Source organism: Roseateles sp. (assembly GCF_036404855.1).
Classification (GTDB): Bacteria; Pseudomonadota; Gammaproteobacteria; order Burkholderiales; family Burkholderiaceae_C; genus Pelomonas.
Window position 1 is genome coordinate 61,393 of record NZ_DASWYS010000301.1, and the last position, 20,900, is coordinate 82,292.

18 protein-coding genes are annotated in these 20,900 nt (G+C 67.1%); 15 read left to right on the plus strand and 3 right to left on the minus strand.

The genetic code is table 11. The annotated features are described in order from the left end of the window. Window positions 1–11 precede the first annotated feature (11 nt). Window positions 12–2,063, minus strand: a complete 2,052-nt coding sequence (locus tag VGF12_RS20330; RefSeq protein WP_331177870.1) for a M3 family metallopeptidase — start codon at window positions 2,061–2,063, stop codon at window positions 12–14. Between the two features lie 93 nt (window positions 2,064–2,156). After that, entirely contained in the window at window positions 2,157–2,822 is a 666-nt protein-coding gene (locus tag VGF12_RS20335) for a hypothetical protein (RefSeq protein ID WP_331177871.1), read from the minus strand. 103 nt (window positions 2,823–2,925) lie between these two features. Here VGF12_RS20335 and VGF12_RS20340 point away from each other — a divergent pair, with 103 nt between their 5' ends. Genes VGF12_RS20340 through argG form a run of 3 tightly spaced genes read left to right on the plus strand, consistent with a single transcriptional unit; the run spans window position 2,926 to window position 5,076 of the window. Beyond that, window positions 2,926–3,486, plus strand: a complete 561-nt coding sequence (locus VGF12_RS20340) for a YaeQ family protein (RefSeq protein ID WP_331177872.1) — start codon at window positions 2,926–2,928, stop codon at window positions 3,484–3,486. Continuing rightward, window positions 3,483–3,749 (plus strand): GNAT family N-acetyltransferase, encoded by a 267-nt coding sequence (locus tag VGF12_RS20345; RefSeq protein WP_331177873.1) that lies wholly within the window; start codon window positions 3,483–3,485, stop codon window positions 3,747–3,749. The genes VGF12_RS20340 and VGF12_RS20345 overlap by 4 nt, the downstream gene beginning before the upstream one ends. 10 nt (window positions 3,750–3,759) lie before the next feature. Next, window positions 3,760–5,076, plus strand: coding sequence for an argininosuccinate synthase (gene argG, locus VGF12_RS20350; protein ID WP_331177874.1), 1,317 nt, complete (start codon window positions 3,760–3,762; stop codon window positions 5,074–5,076). A 295-nt stretch (window positions 5,077–5,371) separates the two neighbouring features. On the opposite strand, the gene murB is transcribed toward argG, so the two are convergent. Further along, window positions 5,372–6,442, minus strand: a complete 1,071-nt coding sequence (gene murB, locus VGF12_RS20355; RefSeq protein ID WP_331177875.1) for a UDP-N-acetylmuramate dehydrogenase — start codon at window positions 6,440–6,442, stop codon at window positions 5,372–5,374. Window positions 6,443–6,513: 71 nt separating this feature from the next. Between murB and VGF12_RS20360 the strand changes: the two genes are divergently transcribed. The 12 genes from VGF12_RS20360 to ileS all read left to right on the plus strand — a co-directional run. Continuing rightward, window positions 6,514–7,002, plus strand: coding sequence for a YajQ family cyclic di-GMP-binding protein (locus tag VGF12_RS20360; RefSeq protein ID WP_331177876.1), 489 nt, complete (start codon window positions 6,514–6,516; stop codon window positions 7,000–7,002). 2 nt (window positions 7,003–7,004) lie between these two features. Beyond that, a complete protein-coding gene (locus VGF12_RS20365) occupies window positions 7,005–7,658 on the plus strand; it encodes a retropepsin-like aspartic protease (protein ID WP_331177877.1) in 654 nt (217 codons plus the stop codon). Window positions 7,659–7,713: 55 nt separating this feature from the next. Continuing rightward, a complete protein-coding gene (gene prsT / locus VGF12_RS20370) occupies window positions 7,714–10,524 on the plus strand; it encodes an XrtA/PEP-CTERM system TPR-repeat protein PrsT (protein WP_331177878.1) in 2,811 nt (936 codons plus the stop codon). A 169-nt stretch (window positions 10,525–10,693) separates the two neighbouring features. Next, window positions 10,694–11,593, plus strand: coding sequence for a PEP-CTERM sorting domain-containing protein (locus VGF12_RS20375; protein ID WP_331177879.1), 900 nt, complete (start codon window positions 10,694–10,696; stop codon window positions 11,591–11,593). A 250-nt stretch (window positions 11,594–11,843) separates the two neighbouring features. Next, window positions 11,844–12,317, plus strand: coding sequence for a hypothetical protein (locus tag VGF12_RS20380; RefSeq protein ID WP_331177880.1), 474 nt, complete (start codon window positions 11,844–11,846; stop codon window positions 12,315–12,317). A gap of 15 nt (window positions 12,318–12,332) precedes the next feature. After that, window positions 12,333–13,763, plus strand: a complete 1,431-nt coding sequence (locus VGF12_RS20385; RefSeq protein WP_331177881.1) for an NAD(P)-binding protein — start codon at window positions 12,333–12,335, stop codon at window positions 13,761–13,763. A gap of 162 nt (window positions 13,764–13,925) precedes the next feature. Beyond that, the gene (locus VGF12_RS20390; protein ID WP_331177882.1) at window positions 13,926–15,125 is read left to right on the plus strand and encodes an acyl-CoA dehydrogenase family protein; all 1,200 of its coding nucleotides are present in this window, start codon (window positions 13,926–13,928) and stop codon (window positions 15,123–15,125) included. A 16-nt stretch (window positions 15,126–15,141) separates the two neighbouring features. Then, window positions 15,142–16,269, plus strand: a complete 1,128-nt coding sequence (locus VGF12_RS20395; protein ID WP_331177883.1) for an acyl-CoA dehydrogenase family protein — start codon at window positions 15,142–15,144, stop codon at window positions 16,267–16,269. A gap of 16 nt (window positions 16,270–16,285) precedes the next feature. Beyond that, entirely contained in the window at window positions 16,286–16,831 is a 546-nt protein-coding gene (locus tag VGF12_RS20400) for a DUF3617 domain-containing protein (protein ID WP_331177884.1), read from the plus strand. Further along, a complete protein-coding gene (locus VGF12_RS20405) occupies window positions 16,828–17,547 on the plus strand; it encodes a pseudouridine synthase (protein ID WP_331177885.1) in 720 nt (239 codons plus the stop codon). The genes VGF12_RS20400 and VGF12_RS20405 overlap by 4 nt, the downstream gene beginning before the upstream one ends. A 103-nt stretch (window positions 17,548–17,650) precedes the next feature. Then, window positions 17,651–18,667: a bifunctional riboflavin kinase/FAD synthetase gene (locus tag VGF12_RS20410; RefSeq protein ID WP_331177886.1), complete on the plus strand. Its 1,017-nt coding sequence runs from the start codon at window positions 17,651–17,653 to the stop codon at window positions 18,665–18,667. 73 nt (window positions 18,668–18,740) lie between these two features. After that, on the plus strand, window positions 18,741–20,900 hold a 2,160-nt coding region (gene ileS, locus VGF12_RS20415; RefSeq protein ID WP_331177887.1), incomplete at its 3' end, for an isoleucine--tRNA ligase.

A 20,900-nucleotide genomic window follows, 5' to 3' on the forward strand; every position in this document is an offset into this window, starting at 1 on the left:
CAGCGCCGCGGTCAGGCCGGCAGCAGGCCGCGGTCCTTCAGCATGGGCTCGACGACCGGGTCACGGCCGCGGAAGGCTCGGAAGGCCTCACCCGGTTCGCGGCTGTTGCCGGCCGACAGGATGCACTCGCGCAACCGTGCCGCCACGGCCGGGTCGAAGACGTCGCCGGCCTCGACGAAGGCGTCGAAGGCATCGCAGTCCAGCACCTCGGCCCACAGGTAGACGTAGTAACCCGCCGCGTAGCCCGCGCTGCTGAACAAGTGCTGGAAGTGCGTCAGCCGGTGGTTCATGCCGACCTCTGCGGGCAGTTGCCAGCTCGCCAACGTGTCACGCTCGAAGGCGACCACGTCGGTCGGCGCCGCGGGCAGCGTGTGGGCGGCCATGTCGACGATGGCGCTGGCCGTGTAGCGTAGCGTCTCGTAGCCCTGACCGAACTGGCGCGCCGCCTGCAGCTTGGCCAGCAGTGCGTCGGGCAGGGGCTCTTCGGTCTGCCAGTGGCGGGCGAAGCGCTTCAGCACCTGGGGCTCGGCCATCCAGTGCTCGTAGAGCTGGGATGGCAGCTCGACGAAGTCACGCAGCACTTGGGTGCCAGCGAGGCGCTCGTGCTCGACGCTGGAGAGCAGGCCGTGCAGGCCATGGCCGAACTCGTGGAACAGCGTGCGCACGTCGTCGAAGCTGAGCAGCGTCGGCTCCCCCGCTGCGCCGCGCGCAAAGTTGTTGTTGTTCAGGATGATGGGCGTCGCGCCCAGCGCGCGGCTCTGGTTGCGCAAAGGATTCATCCACGCGCCGCTGCGCTTGGTGGGGCGGGCGAAGTTGTCCTGCAGGAACAGGCCACGCAGCGAACCATCGGCGTTGAAGACCTCATAGGCGCGCACGTCGGCGTGGTAGCCGGCGATGTCGGGCCGCGCCTTGAACTGCAGGCCGAAGAGGCGCGTGGCGCAGTCGAACATGGCGGCCACCATGCGGTCCAGCGAGAAATAAGGCTTGACCTCGGCCTCGTCCAGCTCGAAGCGGGCGCGCTTGGCCTGCTCGGCATAGAAGCGCCAGTCCCAGGCCTCCAGCGTGTGCGTGGCGCCGGCCGCCGCCATGGCGCCCTGCACGGCCTCGCGCTCGCGGACCTGCGCGGCCAGGGCCGGATGCCAGACACGCTGCAGCAGGCCCATAACGGCCTCCCGGCTGCGCGCCATGGTGTCCTCCAGCGCATAGTCGGCATAGCAGGCGTGGCCGTGCAGCAGCGCCTGCTCGGCACGCAGCGCCAGGATCTCGCGACAGATCTCGCGGTTGTCGGTCTCACCGGTGGCATCGCCGCGGCCCACCCAGGCGCGCCAGGCCTGCTCGCGCAGGTCGCGCCGGGCGCTGAAGGACAGGAAGGGCACGATCAGCGAGCGCGAGAGCGTGATGACGTGGACACTGCCGCCCTCCAAATCACCCAGGCCACGGTCCACCGCCGCCTGCCGGGCGGCGGCGCGCACGAAGGCGGGCAAGCCGGCCAGCTCAGCCTCGCCGGTCAGGCGCAGCTGGTAGCCGCTTTCGGCCGCCAGCACGTTCTGGGCGAAGCTCGTGTTCAGCTCGGCCAGCCGGGCCATGACGGCGGCGTAGCGCGCCCTGGCCTCGGGCGCGAGACGGGCGCCGGCGCGCAGAAAGTCCAGATGCACGCGCTCCAGCAAGCGGCGCTGCTCGGACGTCATGTCGAGCTGCTCTCGCCGCTCGAACAGCGCCTCGACGCGGGCGAACAGGCCCTGGTGCATGTAGACGGCACTGCCGTGCTCGGCCAGCGGCGCGGCCAGCAGCCGCTGCTGCGCCTGCAGCTCGGGCGACGTGGCCGACGCGGACAGCGTGTAGAAGAGGTGCTCGAGCCGAGACAGCCGGCGACCACTGGCGTCGAAGGCGGCCAGGGTGTTGGCGAAGCTCGGCGCCTCGACCTGGGTGGCGATCGCGTCGATCTCGGCACGGTGCTCGGCGAGGGCGACATCGAAGGCGGGCTGGAAATGGGCCGGGTCGATCTCGGCGAAGGGCGGCAAGCCGTGTGGGCCGGTCCAGTCCTGCAGCAGCGGGTTGCTCATGCGGGGCCTCCTGGGGAATCCTGGTGGGAAAAGCAAGAAGGGCCGCGTCCTGCCGGAAGCGGCCCGTCATCGGTCGTCAACGTGCGTCGCGGATCACTTGCCCGCGGCGGCCGCCCTTTCCTTGCGGACGGCCTTCTCGTCGTTCTCGTCGTAGGCCTTGTTCTGGCATTCGGCCTTCCACTTGTCGTTGGCGTCGAAGTGCTTCTCGGTGCGCTCCTCGATGACCTTGAACTGCGCCTCCAGTGCGTCGACCTTCTCGCCGAAAGCCTTGCGCTTGACGCCCTGCTCGGCGTCGGCAGCCTTCACGGCATCGACCATCGGGCCGAAGGCCGCTGCGCGGGCCTGGTAGGCCTCATTGCGGGCCTTCAGGTCTTCCTTCGAAAGCTTGGGCGCCTCGGCGGTCAGCGTCTCGTGGGTCTTCAGGATGGCCTCACGTTCCGCCTTCACCTCGCCGACCTGCTTGGCCAGCGAAGCCTCGCCGGCTTCGAGGGTGGCCTTCTCCGCCTTGAGCTGCTCGGCGCCCGCCTTGTAGGCGTTCTGCTCGGCCTTGATGGACTCGGCTTCCTTGCTGTTGTTTTCCTGCTGGTCGATACACGAGCGCAGTTCGTCGCGCGTCATCAGCTTGACCTTGGGTTTCTCCACGACCGGGTTGCTGACCTTGTTGTTCTTCGGGTCGACCTTGGCCTTGGTATTGGTGGTGATCTGTGCCTGGGCGGAAACGGCGATGACCAGAGCCAGCGGGAGAAGGATGCGTTTCATGTCGAGGGCGCAACTCGGGTTGCGAAGGTTCCAAACGGGAGGCGGAATCATGCCATGGGCTTCACCGCGATAATCGCGGGCTGCTCTTGGTTACCTCCTCCTCATGGCGCTCAAAGCCACCATCTACAAAGCCCAGCTCCAGATCGCCGACATGGATCGCCATGTCTACGGCGACCACAACCTCACCCTCGCCTGCCACCCGAGCGAAACCGAGGAGAGGCTGATGATTCGGGTGCTGGCGTTCGCGCTGAACGTGCCTGCCGACGAAATGCGCGGCCGGCTGGAGTTCACCAAGGGCCTGTCCGACGTCGACGAGCCCGACCTCTGGCAGCTCGACCTGACGGGCGACGTCGTGCACTGGATCGATCTCGGCCAGCCCGACGACCGCCGCCTGATGAAGGCCCATGGCCGCAGCGAGCGGGTCAGCGTCTACAGCTTTGCCTCCAGCACGGACGTCTGGTGGCGCAACCTTGAGGGCAAGCTGACCCGCGCGCCCAAGCTGACCGTCTGGCAGATCCCGGCTGACCAGTCGCAGGCCCTGGCCGCCCTGGCCGAGCGCAGCATGCAGCTGCAGATCAGCATCCAGGACGGCAGCATCTACGTGTCGACCGCGAATGCGTCGGTCGAGATCCATCCCGTCGCGTTGAAGACGGCCGCCCAATGACGCCCCAGCACGAACCCGAGCGCCAGCGCTTCACGCTGCCGACCACGCCCACCAGCGTGCTCGACTACCAACTGAGCGGCGACCGCGTCGTCTTCACCCACACCGGCGTGCCGGCGGCCTACCGCGGCCAAGGTCTGGCCGCCCAGCTCGTCCATGCCGGCCTGCAGTGGGCCCGCGAGCAGGGGCTCAAGGTCGTGCCGGCCTGCAGTTACGTCCATCTCTACATCCAGCGCCACCCCGAGTGGCAGAACCTCGTCGCCTGAGAGCATCACCATGTCCACGATCCTGCAATCCGTTCCCGTCGGCCAGAAGGTCGGCATCGCCTTCTCCGGCGGCCTCGACACTTCCGCGGCCCTGCACTGGATGAAGCTCAAGGGCTCCCTGCCCTACGCCTACACGGCCAACCTGGGCCAGCCTGACGAACCCGACTACGACGAGATCCCGCGCAAGGCCATGCTGTACGGCGCCGAGAAGGCCGTGCTAGTGGACTGTCGCGCGCAACTGGTTGCCGAGGGCATCGCCGCGCTGCAGGCCGGCGCCTTCCACATCAGCACCGCCGGCGTCACCTACTTCAACACCACGCCCATCGGCCGCGCGGTGACCGGCACCATGCTGGTGGCCGCCATGCAGGCCGACGGCGTCAACATCTGGGGTGACGGCTCGACCTTCAAGGGCAATGACATCGAGCGCTTCTACCGCTACGGTCTGCTGACCAACCCGGCACTGAAGATCTACAAGCCCTGGCTGGACCAGACCTTCATCGACGAGCTGGGCGGCCGCGCCGAGATGTCGGCCTTCATGACGGAAAAGGGCTTCGCGTACAAGATGAGCGCGGAGAAGGCCTACTCGACCGACTCCAACATGCTGGGCGCCACCCACGAGGCCAAGGACCTGGAGCACCTGAATAGCGGCATCCGCATCGTCAACCCCATCATGGGCGTGGCGTTCTGGCGCGACGACGTCGTCGTCAAGGCCGAAGAGGTCTCGGTGCGCTTCGAGGAAGGCGTGCCGGTCGCGCTGAACGGCGTCGAGTACCGCGACCCGGTGGCCCTGCTGGCGGAGGCCAACAAGATTGGTGGCCGCCATGGCTTGGGCATGAGCGACCAGATCGAGAACCGCATCATCGAGGCCAAGAGCCGCGGCATCTACGAAGCCCCGGGCCTGGCGCTGCTGCACATCGCCTACGAGCGCCTCGTCACTGGCATCCACAACGAAGACACCATCGAGCAGTACCGTGAGAACGGCCGCAAGCTGGGCCGCCTGCTTTACCAGGGTCGCTGGTTCGACCCCCAGGCCATCATGCTGCGCGAGACCGCCCAGCGCTGGGTGGCCCGTGCCGTCACCGGCGAAGTGGCTCTCGAGCTGCGTCGCGGCAACGACTACTCGCTGCTGGACACCAGGAGCCCCAACCTGACCTACGCGCCCGAGCGACTGTCGATGGAAAAGGTCGAGGACGCCCCCTTCAGCCCCGCCGACCGCATCGGCCAGCTGACCATGCGCAACCTCGACATCAGCGACACGCGCGGCAAGCTGGGCATCTACACCGGCGTCGGCCTGCTGTCGGGCGGCGGCCTGCCGCGACTCGAGTAGGTAGAAACGCGCTGGGCCATGTACGGCCTCGGTTGGATACTGTATAAATCAACAGTACTCAACCGAGGAGCCCGACATGCACAGCCAATACCGCCAGAACTACATCCCCGGCCGCCCGCTGCCCCAGTGGGTCCAACGCTTGCTGAGCTGGCTGTAAGCCGCCCTCGGAGAGCCTTCGCGGGCGGGCATCCGGCCGCGACAGACAGCGACGGGACGCGGTCGAGCCCATGGGCGGTGGCGGCGCCATTCGCGCATGCCCGCCGAGCGCTGCCGGCGGCATGCACCGGCAGGGGCGTCAGATCACCACGGGTTCCGGCTCCAGCCGGATGCCGAAACGACCGTAGACGCTTTCCTGGATGGCGCGCGCCAGCGTCACCACCTCGGCGCCACGCGCGTCGGCCTTGTTGACCAGCACCAGGGCCTGCTTCTCGTAGACCGCCGCGCCCCCCACCGTCTTCCCCTTCCAGCCGCAGGCATCGATCATCCAGCCGGCGGCCAGCTTCACGCTGCCATCCGGCATGGGATAGTGAACGATGCCGGGGTCGCGTCCGATGATGTCGCGGCACTGCTCGGCGGTGACCACCGGGTTCTTGAAGAAGCTGCCGGCGTTGCCGATGACGGCCGGGTCGGGCAGCTTGGCGCGGCGCACAGCGCAAATCCAGTCGTAGATCTGGCGCGCCTGCGGCGCCGCAATGCCGGTTTCTGCCATCTTGCGCTCGATCTCGAGGTAACCGAGAACCGGCTTCCAGGGCCGGGGGAGGCGAAACCTCACCCGTGTGATGACGCTTTTGCCCGCCAGGCCGCCGAAATCGCTTTGCTTGAAGACGCTGTCACGGTAGCCGAAGCGGCAGACCTCCGCCGGCAACAGTGCCGGCCGGCCGGTGACGAGGTCCATGACCTCGACCGCCTCCAGCCTGTCCTTGACCTCGATGCCGTAGGCGCCGATGTTCTGCACCGGCGCGGCACCGACGGTGCCCGGGATCAGGGCCATGTTCTCCAGGCCGGGATAACCATGATCCAGGGTCCAGGTGACCAGCTCATGCCAGACGACGCCCGCGCCGGCCTCGACGATCCAGGCGTCGGCCCGTTCCTCCAGCAGCCGGATGCCCGGGATCTCCACCTTCAGCACGACGGCTTCCAGGTCCCGGGTCAGCACCAGGTTGCTGCCCCCGCCCAGCACGAACTTCGGTGCACGCCCGAGGTCGGGGTGGTCGACAACACGGCGCACGTCGGCCGCCTCGCGGATGCGCACCAGGCGCCGGGCGATGGCCGGCAGGGCGAAGCTGTTGTAAGGCTTCAGATTGACGTCAGTCTCGATCTGGAGACCGGGGACTTCGTTCGAGGGGGTCGTGGAGGCGGCGGACATGGGACACTTTTGGCTGCCTTGCGCGGCGCGCAAGCGGCAAAATTTTCGCAGACATCTTCCCCGGACCGCATATGCCCAGCTTCGACACCGTTCTCGAACCCGATCACGTCAAGATCCGCAATGGCGTGGACAACAGCATCAAGGAGATCGGGACCCGCTTTGACTTCAAGGGCACGGGCGCCAAGGTCGAGCTCAAGGACAAGGAAATCCATGCCACCGGCGACAGCGAATTCCAGCTCGAACAGATCGAGGCCGTGCTGTACGGCAAGCTGACCAAACAGGACGTCGTGATCAGCTTCCTCGACAAGGCCGAGAAGGTCGACAAGCTGGGCGGCGACAAGGTGCGCCAGGTGTACAAGATCAAGGAAGGCATCGAGGCCACCCTTGCCAAGAAGATCGTCGGTTCGCTGAAGGACAGCAAGCTCAAGGTCCAGGCGAGCATCCAGGGTGACGCGGTGCGCGTGACCGGCAAGAACCGCGACGATCTTCAGGCGGCCATCGCCCACCTGAAGAAGAGCTTTGCCGAGACGCCGCTGACCTACAACAACTTCCGCGACTGAGCATGCGCCGCCTGACGCCGCTTCTGCTGGCAGGCGGCCTGGCCTTGGCCCAGGCGCAGGCGCAGCCGCCCGAGCTGGTACACCTCAACGGCACGTTGGGCACGCGCGCGGCCTTGCTGATCATCGATGGCGAGCCCCGCACCGTCTTTGTGGGCGCCACCGTCATGGGGGTGAAGCTGGTTTCGCTGGAGGACGGCCGCGCCGTCGTCGAATACGGCGGCCGGCGCCAGACGCTGGCCCTGGGTGCCGCGCCCGGCCGCGTCGTCTCTCAGACCACCGTGCCGCCGCAGCGCCAGATCGTCATGCCCATGGGTCATGGCGGCCACTTCACGACCATCGGCACGATCAACGGCCAGGTCACCAACTTTCTCGTCGACACCGGTGCCACCAGCGTGGCCATCAGCCAGATCGAAGCCGAGAAGCTCGGCCTGCGCTACATGTACGGCAAACGCGTCGTCACGCAGACCGCCAACGGCGTCGTGCCTGCCTATCAAGTCCAGCTCGGCAGCGTGCGCGTCGGCGAGGTCGAGGTGCGCAACGTCGAAGCCATCGTCATCCCCGGCGTCATGAGCCATGTTCTGCTGGGCAACAGCTTCCTGAGCCGATTTCAGATGCGGCGCGAGAACGACGTCATGACTCTGGAGCTGCGCTACTGATCGCAACGGGGGGGCTTCTGCAAGAATCCGGCGCCTTCCTTCGCCGGCCCCTTCGATGACCTCTCACACCGCCCTGCTCTCCGCCCTGCTGGTCGCCCTGCTGACCGCCGGCGCGCCGGCCGCTCAGGCCCAGGATGCCGCCAAGGCCTCGCGCTTCTACGAAGACGCACTGCAGCGCTACGAGAAGCACGACATCCCCGGCGCCATCATCCAGCTCAAGAACGCGCTGCAGGCAGACAAGAGCCAGCTGCCCGTGCACGTGCTGCTGGGCAAGGCGCTGCTGGCCAACAGCGAGCCGTCGGCGGCGGAATTCGAACTCTCCGAGGCCATCCGGCTGGGCGTCGACCGTGCCGAGGTCGCCGTCGCACTGGCCATGGCCCTGAACGCCCAGGGCAAGCAGCCTCAGGTGCTGGAAGACCCCCGCCTGCAGCCGACCGGCCTGCCACCCGGCATCCGCCAGCAGATGTTGCTGGAGCGTGCACTGGCCCAGTCCGACATCGGCGACACGAAGGCGGCGCTGGCCAGCGTGATGGAGGCGCGCGCCATCCATGCCGGCGAAGTGAACGCCTGGCTCGCCGAAGTGCCCCTGCGCGTGCGCAGCCGCCAGTTCACCGAGGCGCATGCCGCCGCCGATCAGGCACTCCGGCTCGCCCCCGATAACGCCGAGGCGCTCTACCAGAAGGCCTCCATCCTGCATGCCACCGGCCAGGTCACCCAGGCCCTGTCCACCTACGAGCGGGCCCTCAAGCTCCAGCCCAAGCATGCAGAGTCACACCTGGCACGCGCCGGCCTGCTGGTCGACCTGAACCGCGACGCCGATGCGCTGGCCGAGATCAACGAACTCCAGGCGCTCAAGCTCAACGACCCGCGCGGCGCCTATCTGCGCGCCGTGTTGGCCGAACGCGCCAACGACAAGGCCACGGCGCGCGCAGCGCTGAAGCGGGTCACCGATCTGCTGGACCCCGTCCCCATCGAGTACATCCGCTATCGCACCCAGTTGCTGATGCTCAACGGCCTGGCGCACTACGGCCTGGGCGAACTGGAAAAGGCCAAGCCCTTCCTGGAGCTCGCCGCGCGCCAGCAAGGACCTGGCAGCCCGCTGACCAAACTGCTGGCCCAGATCGCGCTTAATGAGCCCAACGTCAACCGAGCCGTCGAGCTGCTGGACGCCTACGTGAAGGCCCGCCCCGGCGACGGTCAGGCTCTGCTGATGCTGGCGTCGACGCACATGAGCCAGGGCCGGCACTCGCGCGCGGTCGCGCTGATGCAGGAGGCACTTCGGGCCAAGGACGCCCCCGAGTACCGCACGGCCCTGGGCCTGTCGCTGCTGCAGAGCGGCAAGGTCGCCTCGGCCGCCGACGAGCTTGCCAAGGCGTACAAGGCCGATCCCAAGCAGACCCATGCCGGCCTGGCGCTGATCACCGTGTATCTGCGCGAAGGCCAGATGCCCAAGGCGCTCGCCGTGGCCGACACGCTGGCACGATCGAACCCGAACAACGCCACCGTGCTGATGGTCCAGGCCTATGCCAAGACCCAGTCCGGCGACGCCGCGGGAGGCCGTCTCGGCTACGAGAAGGCCCTCAAGCTCGATCCCAAGCTGACGGAAGCCCAGCTCGGTCTGGCCCGCATCGACGCTGCCGCCGGCAATTTCGACGCGGCCAACAAGCGGCTGCGCCAGCTCCTGAAGGGCGACGAGCGCAACAGCGACGTGCTGTTCGAGCTGGCCCTGCTGCACGAGCGTCAGGGCAAGGACGACGAGGCGCTGAAGTGGCTGGAGAGTGCCGCCGACGCCTCCGGCGCCCGCGAGACGCGGGCCAATTTCGCACTCGTCGCCTGGCAGGTTCGCAAGGGCCAGCCTGCGCGGGCCATCGACGCGGCCAAGATCCTGCTGGCCAAGTTGCCCGAGGACGTTGAGGCCCTGCAGGCCTACGCCAGCGCCCAGGCGGCCAACGGCGATCCGGTCGGTGCCAAGTCCACGCTGACCCAGGCCGCCCGCCGCGCCGCGTTCGACGCGCCCCGGCTGCTCGAAGTTGCCCGCCAGCAAGTCGGCATCAAGGACTACAGCGGCGCCGCCTACAGCCTGGACAAGGCCCTCAGCGGCACCCCCGACTTCATGCCGGCCATGGCCATGCTCTCCAGCATCGAGCTGGCCCAGGGCGACGCCGCCAAGGCCGAGCAGCGCGCCAAACAGGTCATCCAGGCGGCGCCCAAGTCGGCCATCGGCTACAACCTGCTGGCCGACGTCGCGCTCTCGCGTGCCCAGGCCCCGGCCGCCATCGACGCGCTGCGCAAGGCGCATGACATCGACAAATCCCAGGCCAGCCTCACGCGGCTGATGCAGGTGGTCGGCACTCACAGCGGCCCCAAGGCGGCCACCGAGCTCGGCGAAGCCTGGCTCAAGCGCAACCCCGGCGACCTGGCCGTGCGCAGCGCCGTCGCACAGCAGAACCTGCTGGGCCGCGACTTTGCATCGGCCCGCCTGCAATACGAGGCCATCCTGAAGCAGCGCCCCAACCACGCCGAGACGCTGAACAACCTCGCCAACGTGCTGATGGCGACCAAGGACCCGGGCGCGGTGTCCATGGCCGAGCGGGCCTACAAGGTCGACACGCGCAACCCCATGCTGATGGACACCGCAGGCTGGGCCAACCACCTGGCCGGCAATGGTGACCGGGCGCTGCAACTGCTGCGCGAGGCGCGCCTGCGGGCGCCGGATGTCCCCGAGATCCGCTATCACCTGGCCGCGGTGCTGGCCAAGGCCGGGCGCAAGGGCGAGGCCCGGGACGAGCTGAACGCCGCATTGCGGACGAGTGTGAATTTCGCCTCGGCCGCCGATGCCCGGAAGCTGCTGGCCACCCTCAACTGAGGGGTTTGGACCCCCCCCGCGGGCGTCGGTTGTTCTTACAATTTTTAGCAAGCTAGGCGTGGAAATTCAGTACGCCGTTGAACGGCAAGGCGTTTTTCAATCTGGCATTGAATTTGCTTCGGCTAACTTGAAGTTTGACCGCCGGCTTGGCGTCCACCGAGGAAAACAAATGAAAAACCGCTCCATTCGCCTGACCGCCCTCCTGGCGCTCACCGCCGGCTTGGCCTGGAGCGGCGCGGCCCAGGCCTACTGGAGCCTGGACACCACGCCCACCGCGACGATCAACGACAGCGCCGCCACTGCGCAGAACCCGTACACCGTCAAGATGTCCGGCTTCTACGTCGGCAATGCGACGACCAACAACAAGCTAACTGGCAAGTGGACCAGCGGCTCCCTGACGCAGTGGTCCGGCAACGGCCAGGGCATGTATTCCGGCACCGACAACGGTTCGCCCTATCACGCGCTGGACAATAACCAGAACACCGAAGGCGTGCTGCTGAGCTTCAGCGCCTCGACCGTGCTGAACAGCATCGGCCTGGGCTTCACCGCCACCACGGGCGCGGCGGAATACGGCTGCGTCAGCGGTGGCGCCGTGATCGGCACCGTCGCCGGCAGCGGATCCTGCGCGAAGGGCAGCAAGACCAGCGACGTGACGGTCGACATCTCCGTTTTCCGCTGGACCGGCACCACCGCCCCGACGCTGGCCGGCACCGTGGCCGGCACGATGGGTGGCTGGGAGCTGGTGGGCAACTACGGCGACATGATCAAGGACACGAGCAACCCGTACAACCTGGTCAACAGCGAAGGCAAGACGTCCAGCTGGTGGCTGATCACGGCCTACAACAGCGGCTTCACGCAAAGCTCCGGCACCGAGAACCGCGGCTCGCTGACCAATAGCGACGACTACTTCAAGCTGTTCGCCGCCGCCGGTACCAAGTGCACGAGCACGGTCAGTGCCACCGGGGTCTGCGGTGGCTCCAGCGTGCCCGAACCCGCGACGCTGGCGCTGGCCAGCGTGGCACTCCTCGGCGTTGCCGGCCTGCGCCGCCGCCAGTCCAAGGCCGCCTGAGCCCGGCTCCGGCCTGACGTCGAAAGGCACTCTGCGGAGTGCCTTTTTGCTTTTCGGGGGCGGAAAGAAGCTGACGGCCAGAATCCCGTGAGCTCTAGGGCTTTGCCTCTCAGCGAGAGGCAGTGGAAGGCAGTTGGAGGCAAGGGCATGGGCCGCGGTCCCAGGCGCCTGGATTTGCAGGCACCCGTCGTCAGAACCGGGGGGCAGGGACGTGGTCAGCTGCACGAGCCACGGGAGTAGCATGGGCGCCATGGTGATGGTGAACTACCGACTGTCTGGCTTGGCGAGTCAGGCGCAGCCGCGCCTGGCGAAAAAACAGGGCGAGCGCAGTCCGTGCTTCATCTACACGTGGCGACATGACGAAGATCAGGCGCTGGCCGAAGCCAATGCAGCCGAAGAACGAGGGGAGCAGCCGTTTCTGCTGCGGCTCGCCAGCCAAGACATGGCGAGCGGACGCTTCCTCCGCATCGCGGATCACCGGAACTGGCCCGTGCTGGCCATTCCCAACAGATTCCGCGAGGCGTTCACTGAAAATGAACTGACGATTGCAGTCGGAAGAGCCGCGGCCCAACTTCAGCGCGGCTGGCCTGAGGCCGGGATGAAGCCCATCCGCATGACGCCCACGCAGGGTGAGCCGCGCACAACACCGGATTTGACGCCAGATGAACGACAGGAGTTTCTGGACGCCGCATACCGCAACGATTCGGATGATGAAGTTCGATGATGGAACTTCGTCGTCATGACTTCGCCCCTGGACCAATTTCGACTTGAGCCGAACGTCTATCGCCTAGGGCAATTCGCACCGGTCAGCATCAGAGACCAGGTCATCCGGGCGAATTTTCTGATGGAGCACCTCGCGAACAGCGGTGAGCTCGCGCAAACGAGTCGACTGGTGATTTTGGGTGCTGGCGCAGCCGGTCTGACGGCCGCCGCGACCGCCGCCAAGCTCGGTGTTCAGCGCATTGTTCTGGTCGAGAAGGCCGGCACCGTGATGTCTCTGCAGGCGCGTTCGGCATCACGCTGGTTGGATCCCGTCCAGTACGACTGGCCTGCGACGCACTGGGCTGACGAAGTGTGGCCTCTGGAAGAGAACCCGAGGCGCTTCACTGCCGTCACCGTTGCGTTCCCCCCGCTTCATGCAGCCCTTGCAGAAGACTGGGCGCTGGAGTTCCAGAACAGGACACTCAATCTCCTTGCTGCAGGCATCCAATGCCGCTTCCACACCCAAGCGTCTGACTGGCGTCGCGTTCCTTCGGGAGCCTGGGTCGAGGTGGACCTCACGGACCTGAAGACGAACGCCGTTCAAAGCGTCGACGCTGACATCCTCATCATTGCTGTTGGCTTCGGCACCGAGCAGGCCTCACTCCCAAACAGCAACCCCCGTCGCAGGCGGTTTTCAGGTCTGGATTTTTGGAGCACGGACGAATTCGAACTCCCGAGTCTGGGGCTACCTCAGCCGAATGCGGGCGTTCTGGTTTCCGGTGCTGGCGACGGCGCCCTTCAAGACTTCATCAGATTGTCGACCGGGGCGCAATCAGCGCGCGAAGTCCTCCGCGCCGTATGGAGCGCCACAACTCAACGCGCGGCATGGAAAGAGAGCTTCACCGCACTTTGGCATTGGGAAGACAACGCGCTGCGGTCGAGGAGCTTTGTCACCGGCACTCCCGCTGAGTGCGACGTGCTCAAGCGACTGCATCAACGACACGCCGAGGCGGTCGAACAACTCGCGACGTCTCGGGATTGGCCTGCGGTGCTCGAGATGCTGGACGACGTGACGTCGGGCCGTGAGAGGGGCTCGGTGCAGTTGGCCTTCATCTGCGACCACTTCAGCTGGTGCTATCCCCTCAATCGCACAACGGCCCTGCTCGTTGCGCGTTATCTGGAATCTCGCGGGCATCAGGTTCTACGCTCGTTCAGCGCCGTTCAATCGACCGCCGCCGTCGCCCACCTGTGCAAGGTGGGCTGCTGGGGAAAGCCCCATGAAGTTTCGGTGGCACAGGGGGTTTCTTGCGCTCATACCGCTGCCGCCCGCGCAGCTTGGCCCGTCAAGGAAACCACCAAGTTCACGGTGAACGGCCTGGTGGTGCGCCACGGCATAGACCCATTGACGTTCGGCCGTCGAACGTTTTCGCGGCTTGCGCCTCAAGTAGTGCCTTATCACCTGCCTTGAAAGCTCTGGCATGGCGCATGGCCACCCCAGAGGCGAGGAGCACGGAAACAGCTCGACATCCCTCTCGGGCCTGGCTCGCTGTGCTGTCCCTGGCCGGACAGCCAGGATGCGAACGACCGTGCTAAAAAGCCCGGCATCCCCATCACGACAACACAGCGAGACATGGACCTCAACTTCACCGAGGCGGAACTGGCCTTCCGCACCGAGGTACGCGACTGGGTGCGTGCCCACCTGCCGTCCGACATCGCCCACAAGGTGCGCCACGCGCTGCGCCTGAACAAGGACGATCTGCAGCGCTGGGCCAAGATCCTGGGCGCCAAGGGCTGGCATGGCTGGGCCTGGCCCAAGCAGTTCGGCGGTCCGGGCTGGAACGCCGTGCAGCGCCACCTGTTCGAGGAAGAATGCGCCCTCGCCTGCGCCCCGCGCATCGTGCCGTTCGGGCCGGTGATGGTCGCCCCGGTGATCATGGCCTTCGGCACGCCGGAGCAGCAGCAGCGGTTCCTGCCCGGCATCATGAGCGGCGAGGTTTGGTGGAGCCAGGGCTACAGCGAGCCCGGCTCGGGCTCCGACCTGGCGTCGCTGAAGTGTCGTGCCGAACGACAGGGCGACAAGTACATCGTCAACGGCCAGAAGACCTGGACCACGCTGGGCCAGTACGGCGACTGGATCTTCTGCCTGGTGCGCACCTCTTCCGAAGGCAAGCCGCAGACCGGCATCAGCTTCCTGCTGATCGACATGAAGTCCCCCGGCGTCAGCGTCAAGCCCATCATCATGCTGGACGGCGAGCACGAGGTGAACGAGGTCTGGTTCGACAACGTCGAGGTGCCGGCCGAGAACCTGATCGGCGAGGAGAACAAGGGCTGGACCTATGCCAAGCACCTGCTGTCGCACGAGCGCACCAACATCGCCGACGTGAACCGCGCCAAGCGCGAACTGGAGCGCCTCAAGCGCATCGCCAAGGCCGAAGGGCTGATGGACGATACGCGCTTTCGCGACCAGATCGCGCTGTGCGAGGTCGACGTCGTGGCCCTGGAAATGATGGTGCTGCGCGTGCTCTCCGGCGAGCGCACCGGCAAACAGCCGCTGGACGTGGCCGGCCTGCTGAAGATCCGTGGCAGCGAACTGCAGCAGCGCTACACCGAACTGATGATGCTGGCCGGAGGCCCGCTGGCCCTGCCTCATGTCCACGAGGCCATGGAGGCCGGTTGGCAGGGCGACCAATGGCTGGGTGGCGCCTGGATCGGCGGTGCCGACCACGCCATCCCGCTGACCGGCAATTACCTGAACGTCCGCAAGACCACGATCTACGGCGGTTCCAACGAAGTGCAGCGCAACATCGTCGCGCAGACCGTGCTCGGCTGACAGGGAGACACACAAAATGGATTTCGATTTCAGCGAAGACCAGCAAGCCCTGCGCGACGCCGTGCAACGCTTCGTGGACAAGGACTACAGCTTCGAGCGCCGCACGCAGATCGAGCGGGCCGGTGGCTTCGACCAGGGCGTCTGGGAAGGACTGGCCGGCCTGGGACTGACCGCGTTGGCCGTGCCCGAGGCCCACGGCGGCCTGGGCTTCGGCGCCGTGGAGGCCATGGTGGTCATGGAAGAGCTCGGCCGCGGCCTCGTCCTTGAGCCCGTGGCCCAGGGTGCGCTGATCGCGCCGGCGCTGCTGAGCCAGGCCCCCGACGAACTGCAGGCCGCCTGGCTGCCGCGCATTGCTGGCGGCGACGCCCTGGTCGTGCTGGCCCACCAGGAAGCCCGGTCGCGCTACCGCCTGAACCGCGTGACGACCCGCTTCGTCGACGGCAAGCTGACCGGCGTGAAGAGCCTGGTTCCTGCCGGCGACATGGCCGACGCATTCATCGTGCCGGCCCGTGTGTCCGGCGCCGACGACGCCCCCGAGGGTATTGCCCTCTACCTGGTCGAGCGTTCGGCAGCCGGGGTCCACACGCGCCCCTACTCGCTGTACGACGGCTCGCGCGCCTGCGAGGTCCACCTCGACAACACGCCCGGCCAGCTCATCGCCGGCCCGGACCAGGGCCTGTCCCTGCTGGAGCTGGCGGCGGACATCGGCATCGCCGCCCAGGCGGCCGAGGCTGTCGGGGTCATGGAGAAGTACCTCGCGCTGACCGCCGAGTACCTGAACACACGCAAGCAGTTCGGCGTCCCCATCGCCAGCTTCCAGGCCCTGCGACACCGCGCCGCCGACGTGAAGATGCAGCTCGAACTGGCCCGCTCCATGAGCTATTACGCCACGCTGCGACTGGGCGACGCCGCGGCGGTACGTCGACGTGCGGTTTCCCAGGCCAAGGTGCAGCTTGGCAACGCCATGCGCTTCGTCGGCCAGCAATGCACGCAGATGCACGGCGGCATCGGCGTCACCGACGAGTACGCCGGCAGCCACTACTTCAAGCGCCTGACCGTCATGGAGATGCAGTGGGGTGACACGATGCATCACCTGGGTGAAGTCAGCGCGCGGATGCAGGACACTGCGGGGGTGTTCGCCTGACCTTGGAGGTCTCCCCATGAAGTTCGTCCCCGCCCTGCTGCTCGCCGGCCTCCTGGCCGGCGCCGCTCATGCCCAGACCCTGAAACCCGGGCTGTGGGAATTCAAGCAGACGCCCCAGCTCGACCCGGCCCGCAAGGCGCAGATGGAGCAGGCGCAGAAGGCCATGGAGAACATGCCCGTCGAGCAGCGCCAGATGATGGAAAAGATGATGGCGCAAAGAGGCATGAACGTCAGCATGTCCGGCGGCGCCATGACCCTCAAGACCTGCATCACCAAGGAGCAGGCCGAGCGCAACATGGCGCCCATGACCCATCACGGCAATTGCTCCCAGGACGTCAAGCGCAGCGGCAACACCATCCAGACCCACTTTGTCTGCACCGACCCCGCCTCCGAAGGTGACGCCATCGTCACGTTGCGGGGCAATGAGGGATTCACCAACGACGTCACCGTGCGCCACCAGCGCCAGGGCAAGACCGAGACCAGCAAGGTCAGTGGCGAGGGCCGCTGGCTGGGCAGTGACTGCGGCACCGTTCAACCGATGAAAGACCAGGCAAAGCCTTGAAACAGCGGCTCTCGCAGATTCTCTTCAGCCAAGGTTTCGGAACGCGCAGGCTGTGCGCAGGGCTGGTCTGGAACGGTGAGGTGTCGGTGGCCGGCACCGTGGTCGACGACCCCGATGCGGAGTTCGAGACCCAGGGGCTGCGCTTCACGGTCGGCGGCCAGGAGTGGCCCTGCTTCGAAAAAGCGCTCATCCTGCTCAACAAGCCGGCCGGCTATGAATGCTCGCAGAAGCCCAAGCACCACCCCAGCGTCATGAGCCTGCTGCCCGCACCGCTGCGCGAGCGCGGCGTGCAACCAATCGGCCGCCTGGACGAGGACACCACCGGCCTGCTGCTGCTGACCGACGATGGCACGCTCATTCACAAGCTGACTTCGCCCAAGCACCATGTGCCCAAGGTCTACGAGGCGCGTTGCAAGCACCCGTTGACCTCGGCGATGGTGGACCAGCTGCTGGCCGGTGTGGAGCTGCGCGAGCCCGAGGGCAAGTTCCAGCGTCCGCCGGAGACCAGCAAGGCCGACGCCGCCGAGATCGTCGACGAGACGCTGCTGCGCCTGACGCTGCTGGAGGGCAAATACCACCAGGTCAAGCGCATGGTCGCCGCCGTCGGCAACCGCGTCGAGGCCCTGCACCGGCCACAGTTCGGTTTGCTCAAGCTGCCCGCGGATCTCGAGCCCGGGGCATGGCGCTGGATCGACAGCCCCGCCGAGGTCAGCTGAGCTGAACCGCCGCCCCGCGGCGGGGTGTCTGCGCGGCGTGCCGTCCGGATTGCCGCTCACGGGAGCCGTTGCCGCGAGGGGCGAAGCCCCGACAATCCCGCCCATGCGAGTTTTCAGAGGTTTCCACCATCCCGGCATCGCACCCGCCTGTGCGCTGACCATCGGCAATTTCGACGGCGTGCACCGGGGGCACCAGGCCATGCTGGCGCTGCTGCAGTCCGAGGCCAGGCATCGCGGCCTGCCCACCTGCGTGCTGACCTTCGAGCCGCATCCACGCGACTTCTTCGCCACCAAGGCCGCCAAGCCCGAGCTGGCGCCCGCACGCATCGCGACGCTGCGCGACAAGCTGGTCGAGCTGGAGCGCTGCGGCATCGATCAGGTCGTCATCCTCCCCTTCGACGAAAGGCTGGCTTCGCTGCCGGCGCAGGACTTCATCCGCCAGGTCCTCATAGAAGGCCTGGGCGTGCGCTATGTGCTCGTCGGGGACGACTTCCGCTTCGGCGCCAAGCGCCAGGGGGACTACGCAACGCTGGATGCCGCCGGCCAGGCCCGCGGCTTCGACGTCGCCCGCATGATGAGCTATGAGGTGCATGGCCTGCGCGTCAGCAGCTCGGCCGTGCGCGAGGCGCTGGCAGCGGGCGACATGCTCGCCGCCGCATCGCTGCTGGGCCGCCCCTATGCCATCTCCGGCCACGTCACGCATGGCCGCAAGCTCGGGCGCCAGCTCGGCGAATCCCACGCCGGCGCCGCCAATGGTTTTCGCACGCTGAATCTGCGCTTCACGCACGACAAGCCGGCCGCCCAGGGGATCTTCGCGGTGCTCGTCCATGGCCTGACGCCCGAACCGCTGCCGGGCGTGGCCAGCCTGGGCCGCCGGCCCACTGTGGAAGATGCCGGCCGGGTGCTGCTCGAAGTCCATTGCCTGCAGTGGCCGCTGGGGCCGGAAGGGGGCTACGGTAAAATCGCCCGCGTGGAACTGCTGCACAAACTACGCGACGAAGCCCGCTACGACGGGCTGGACGCGCTGACGGCCGCGATCGCCGCCGATACCGAGGCAGCGCGCGCCTTTCTGGCCACCCACGCCGCCCAGCGCCGCCAGACCACGCGCGACCGAATTTGAAGCGGCGCCCAGCCGCTCTCATTCGCCCTTTCCTCGCCTTCTGACCGCCAGGCCCGCCGCCTGGCCGCACGCCATGACCACCCCGGACTACCGATCCACGCTCAACCTGCCCGAGACGCCCTTCCCGATGCGCGGCGACCTGCCCAAGCGCGAACCGGGCTGGGTCAAGGCCTGGGAGGAGCAAGGCCTCTACAAGCGCCTGCGTGATGCGCGCTGCGGCGCACCCAAGTTCGTGCTGCACGATGGCCCGCCCTATGCGAACGGCCAGATCCACATGGGCCATGCCGTCAATAAGATCCTCAAGGACATGATCGTCAAGGCGCGCCAACTGGCGGGTTTCGACGCGGCCTACATCCCCGGCTGGGACTGCCACGGCCTGCCCATCGAGAACCAGATCGAGAAGACCTTCGGCCGCGGCCTGCCGCGCGACGAGGTGCAGGCCAAGAGCCGTGCCTACGCTGCCGAGCAAATTGACCAGCAGCGCGTGGACTTCAAGCGCCTGGGTGTGCTTGGGGAGTGGGACCATCCCTACAAGACGATGGATTTCGTCAACGAGGCCGGCGAGATCCGGGTGCTCAAGCGCCTGTTCGAGCGCGGCTTCGTCTATCGCGGCCTCAAGCCCGTTTACTGGTGTTTCGACTGCGGCTCGTCGCTGGCCGAGTTCGAGATCGAGTACGCCGACAAGCACAGCCCCGCAGTCGACGTGGCCTTCCTGAGTGCCGAGCCGGAGAAGCTCGCCGCTGCCTTCGGCGTGGCGCCGCTGGCCAAGGAGGCCTTCACCGTCATCTGGACGACGACGCCCTGGACCATCCCTGCCAACCAGGCGCTCAACCTCAACCCCGAGCTGCCCTATGCCCTGGTGGACACGCCCAGGGGCTATTTCGTCGTCGCCGAGGCGCTGGTCGAGAAATGCCTCGCGCGCTGGCAGCTGGAGGGCAGCGTCGTGGCCGTCGTGCCCGGCCGCAAGCTGGAGCTGCTGAGGTTCAAGCACCCGCTGGCCCATGTGCATCCCGGCTATGACCGCGAAAGCCCGGTCTACCTGGCCGACTACGCCACCGCCGACGACGGTACCGGCGTGGTGCACTCCGCGCCCGCCTACGGTCTGGACGACTTCCAGAGCTGCGTCGCCCACGGCCTGGCCTTTGACGACATCCTGAACCCCGTCCAGGGCAACGGCACCTATGCCGCCGACCTGCCGCTGTTCGGTGGCCAGCACATCTGGAAGGCCAACCCCGTCATCGCGCAGACGCTGCTGGACAACGGCCGCCTGATGGCGCAGTCCAAGCTCACGCACAGCTACCCGCACTGCTGGCGCCACAAGTCGCCGGTCATCTACCGCGCCGCCGCCCAGTGGTTCGTGCGCATGGACGAGGGTGAAGGCCTGTTCACGAAGGACAAGGCGCCCGATTCGCTGCGCAAGACGGCCCTGGCCGCCATCGAGGCCACGAACTTCTACCCCGAGAACGGTCGCGCGCGCCTGCACGACATGATCTCCGGCCGGCCGGACTGGTGCATCTCGCGCCAGCGCTCCTGGGGCGTGCCGCTGCCCGTGTTCCTGCACAAGGACACTGGTGAAGCGCACCCGAACACGCTGGAGTTCATCGAGCGCGCGGCGCAAATCGTCGAGCAGGGCGGCGTGGAAGCCTGGTCGCAACTGGACGCACGCGACTGGCTGGGTGACGAAGCGGCCCAGTACACCAAGGGCAACGACATCCTGGACGTCTGGTTCGATTCCGGCTCGACCTTCCAGCACGTGCTCAAGGGCAGCCATGCCGGTGCTGCGCACGAGACCGGCCCCGAGGCCGACCTCTACCTCGAAGGCCACGACCAGCATCGCGGCTGGTTCCACAGCTCGCTGCTGCTGTCCTGCGCGCTGCAGGGCCGCGCCCCCTATCGCGGCCTGCTGACGCACGGTTTCACCGTCGACAGCCAGGGCCGCAAGATGAGCAAGTCGCTGGGCAATGGCATCCAGCCGCAGGAGGTGAGCCAGAAGCTGGGCGCCGAGATCATCCGCCTGTGGGTGGCCGCGTCCGACTACTCCGGCGACATCGCCGGCGACGACAAGATCCTCGCCCGCGTCGTCGACAGCTACCGCCGCATCCGCAACACCTTGCGCTTCCTGCTCGCCAACCTGAGCGACTTCGACGCCGCGAAGCACGCCGTGCCGCTGAAGGACCTGCTGGAGATCGACCGCTGGGCCTTGGCGCGCACCGCACAGTTCCAGGCCGAGGTG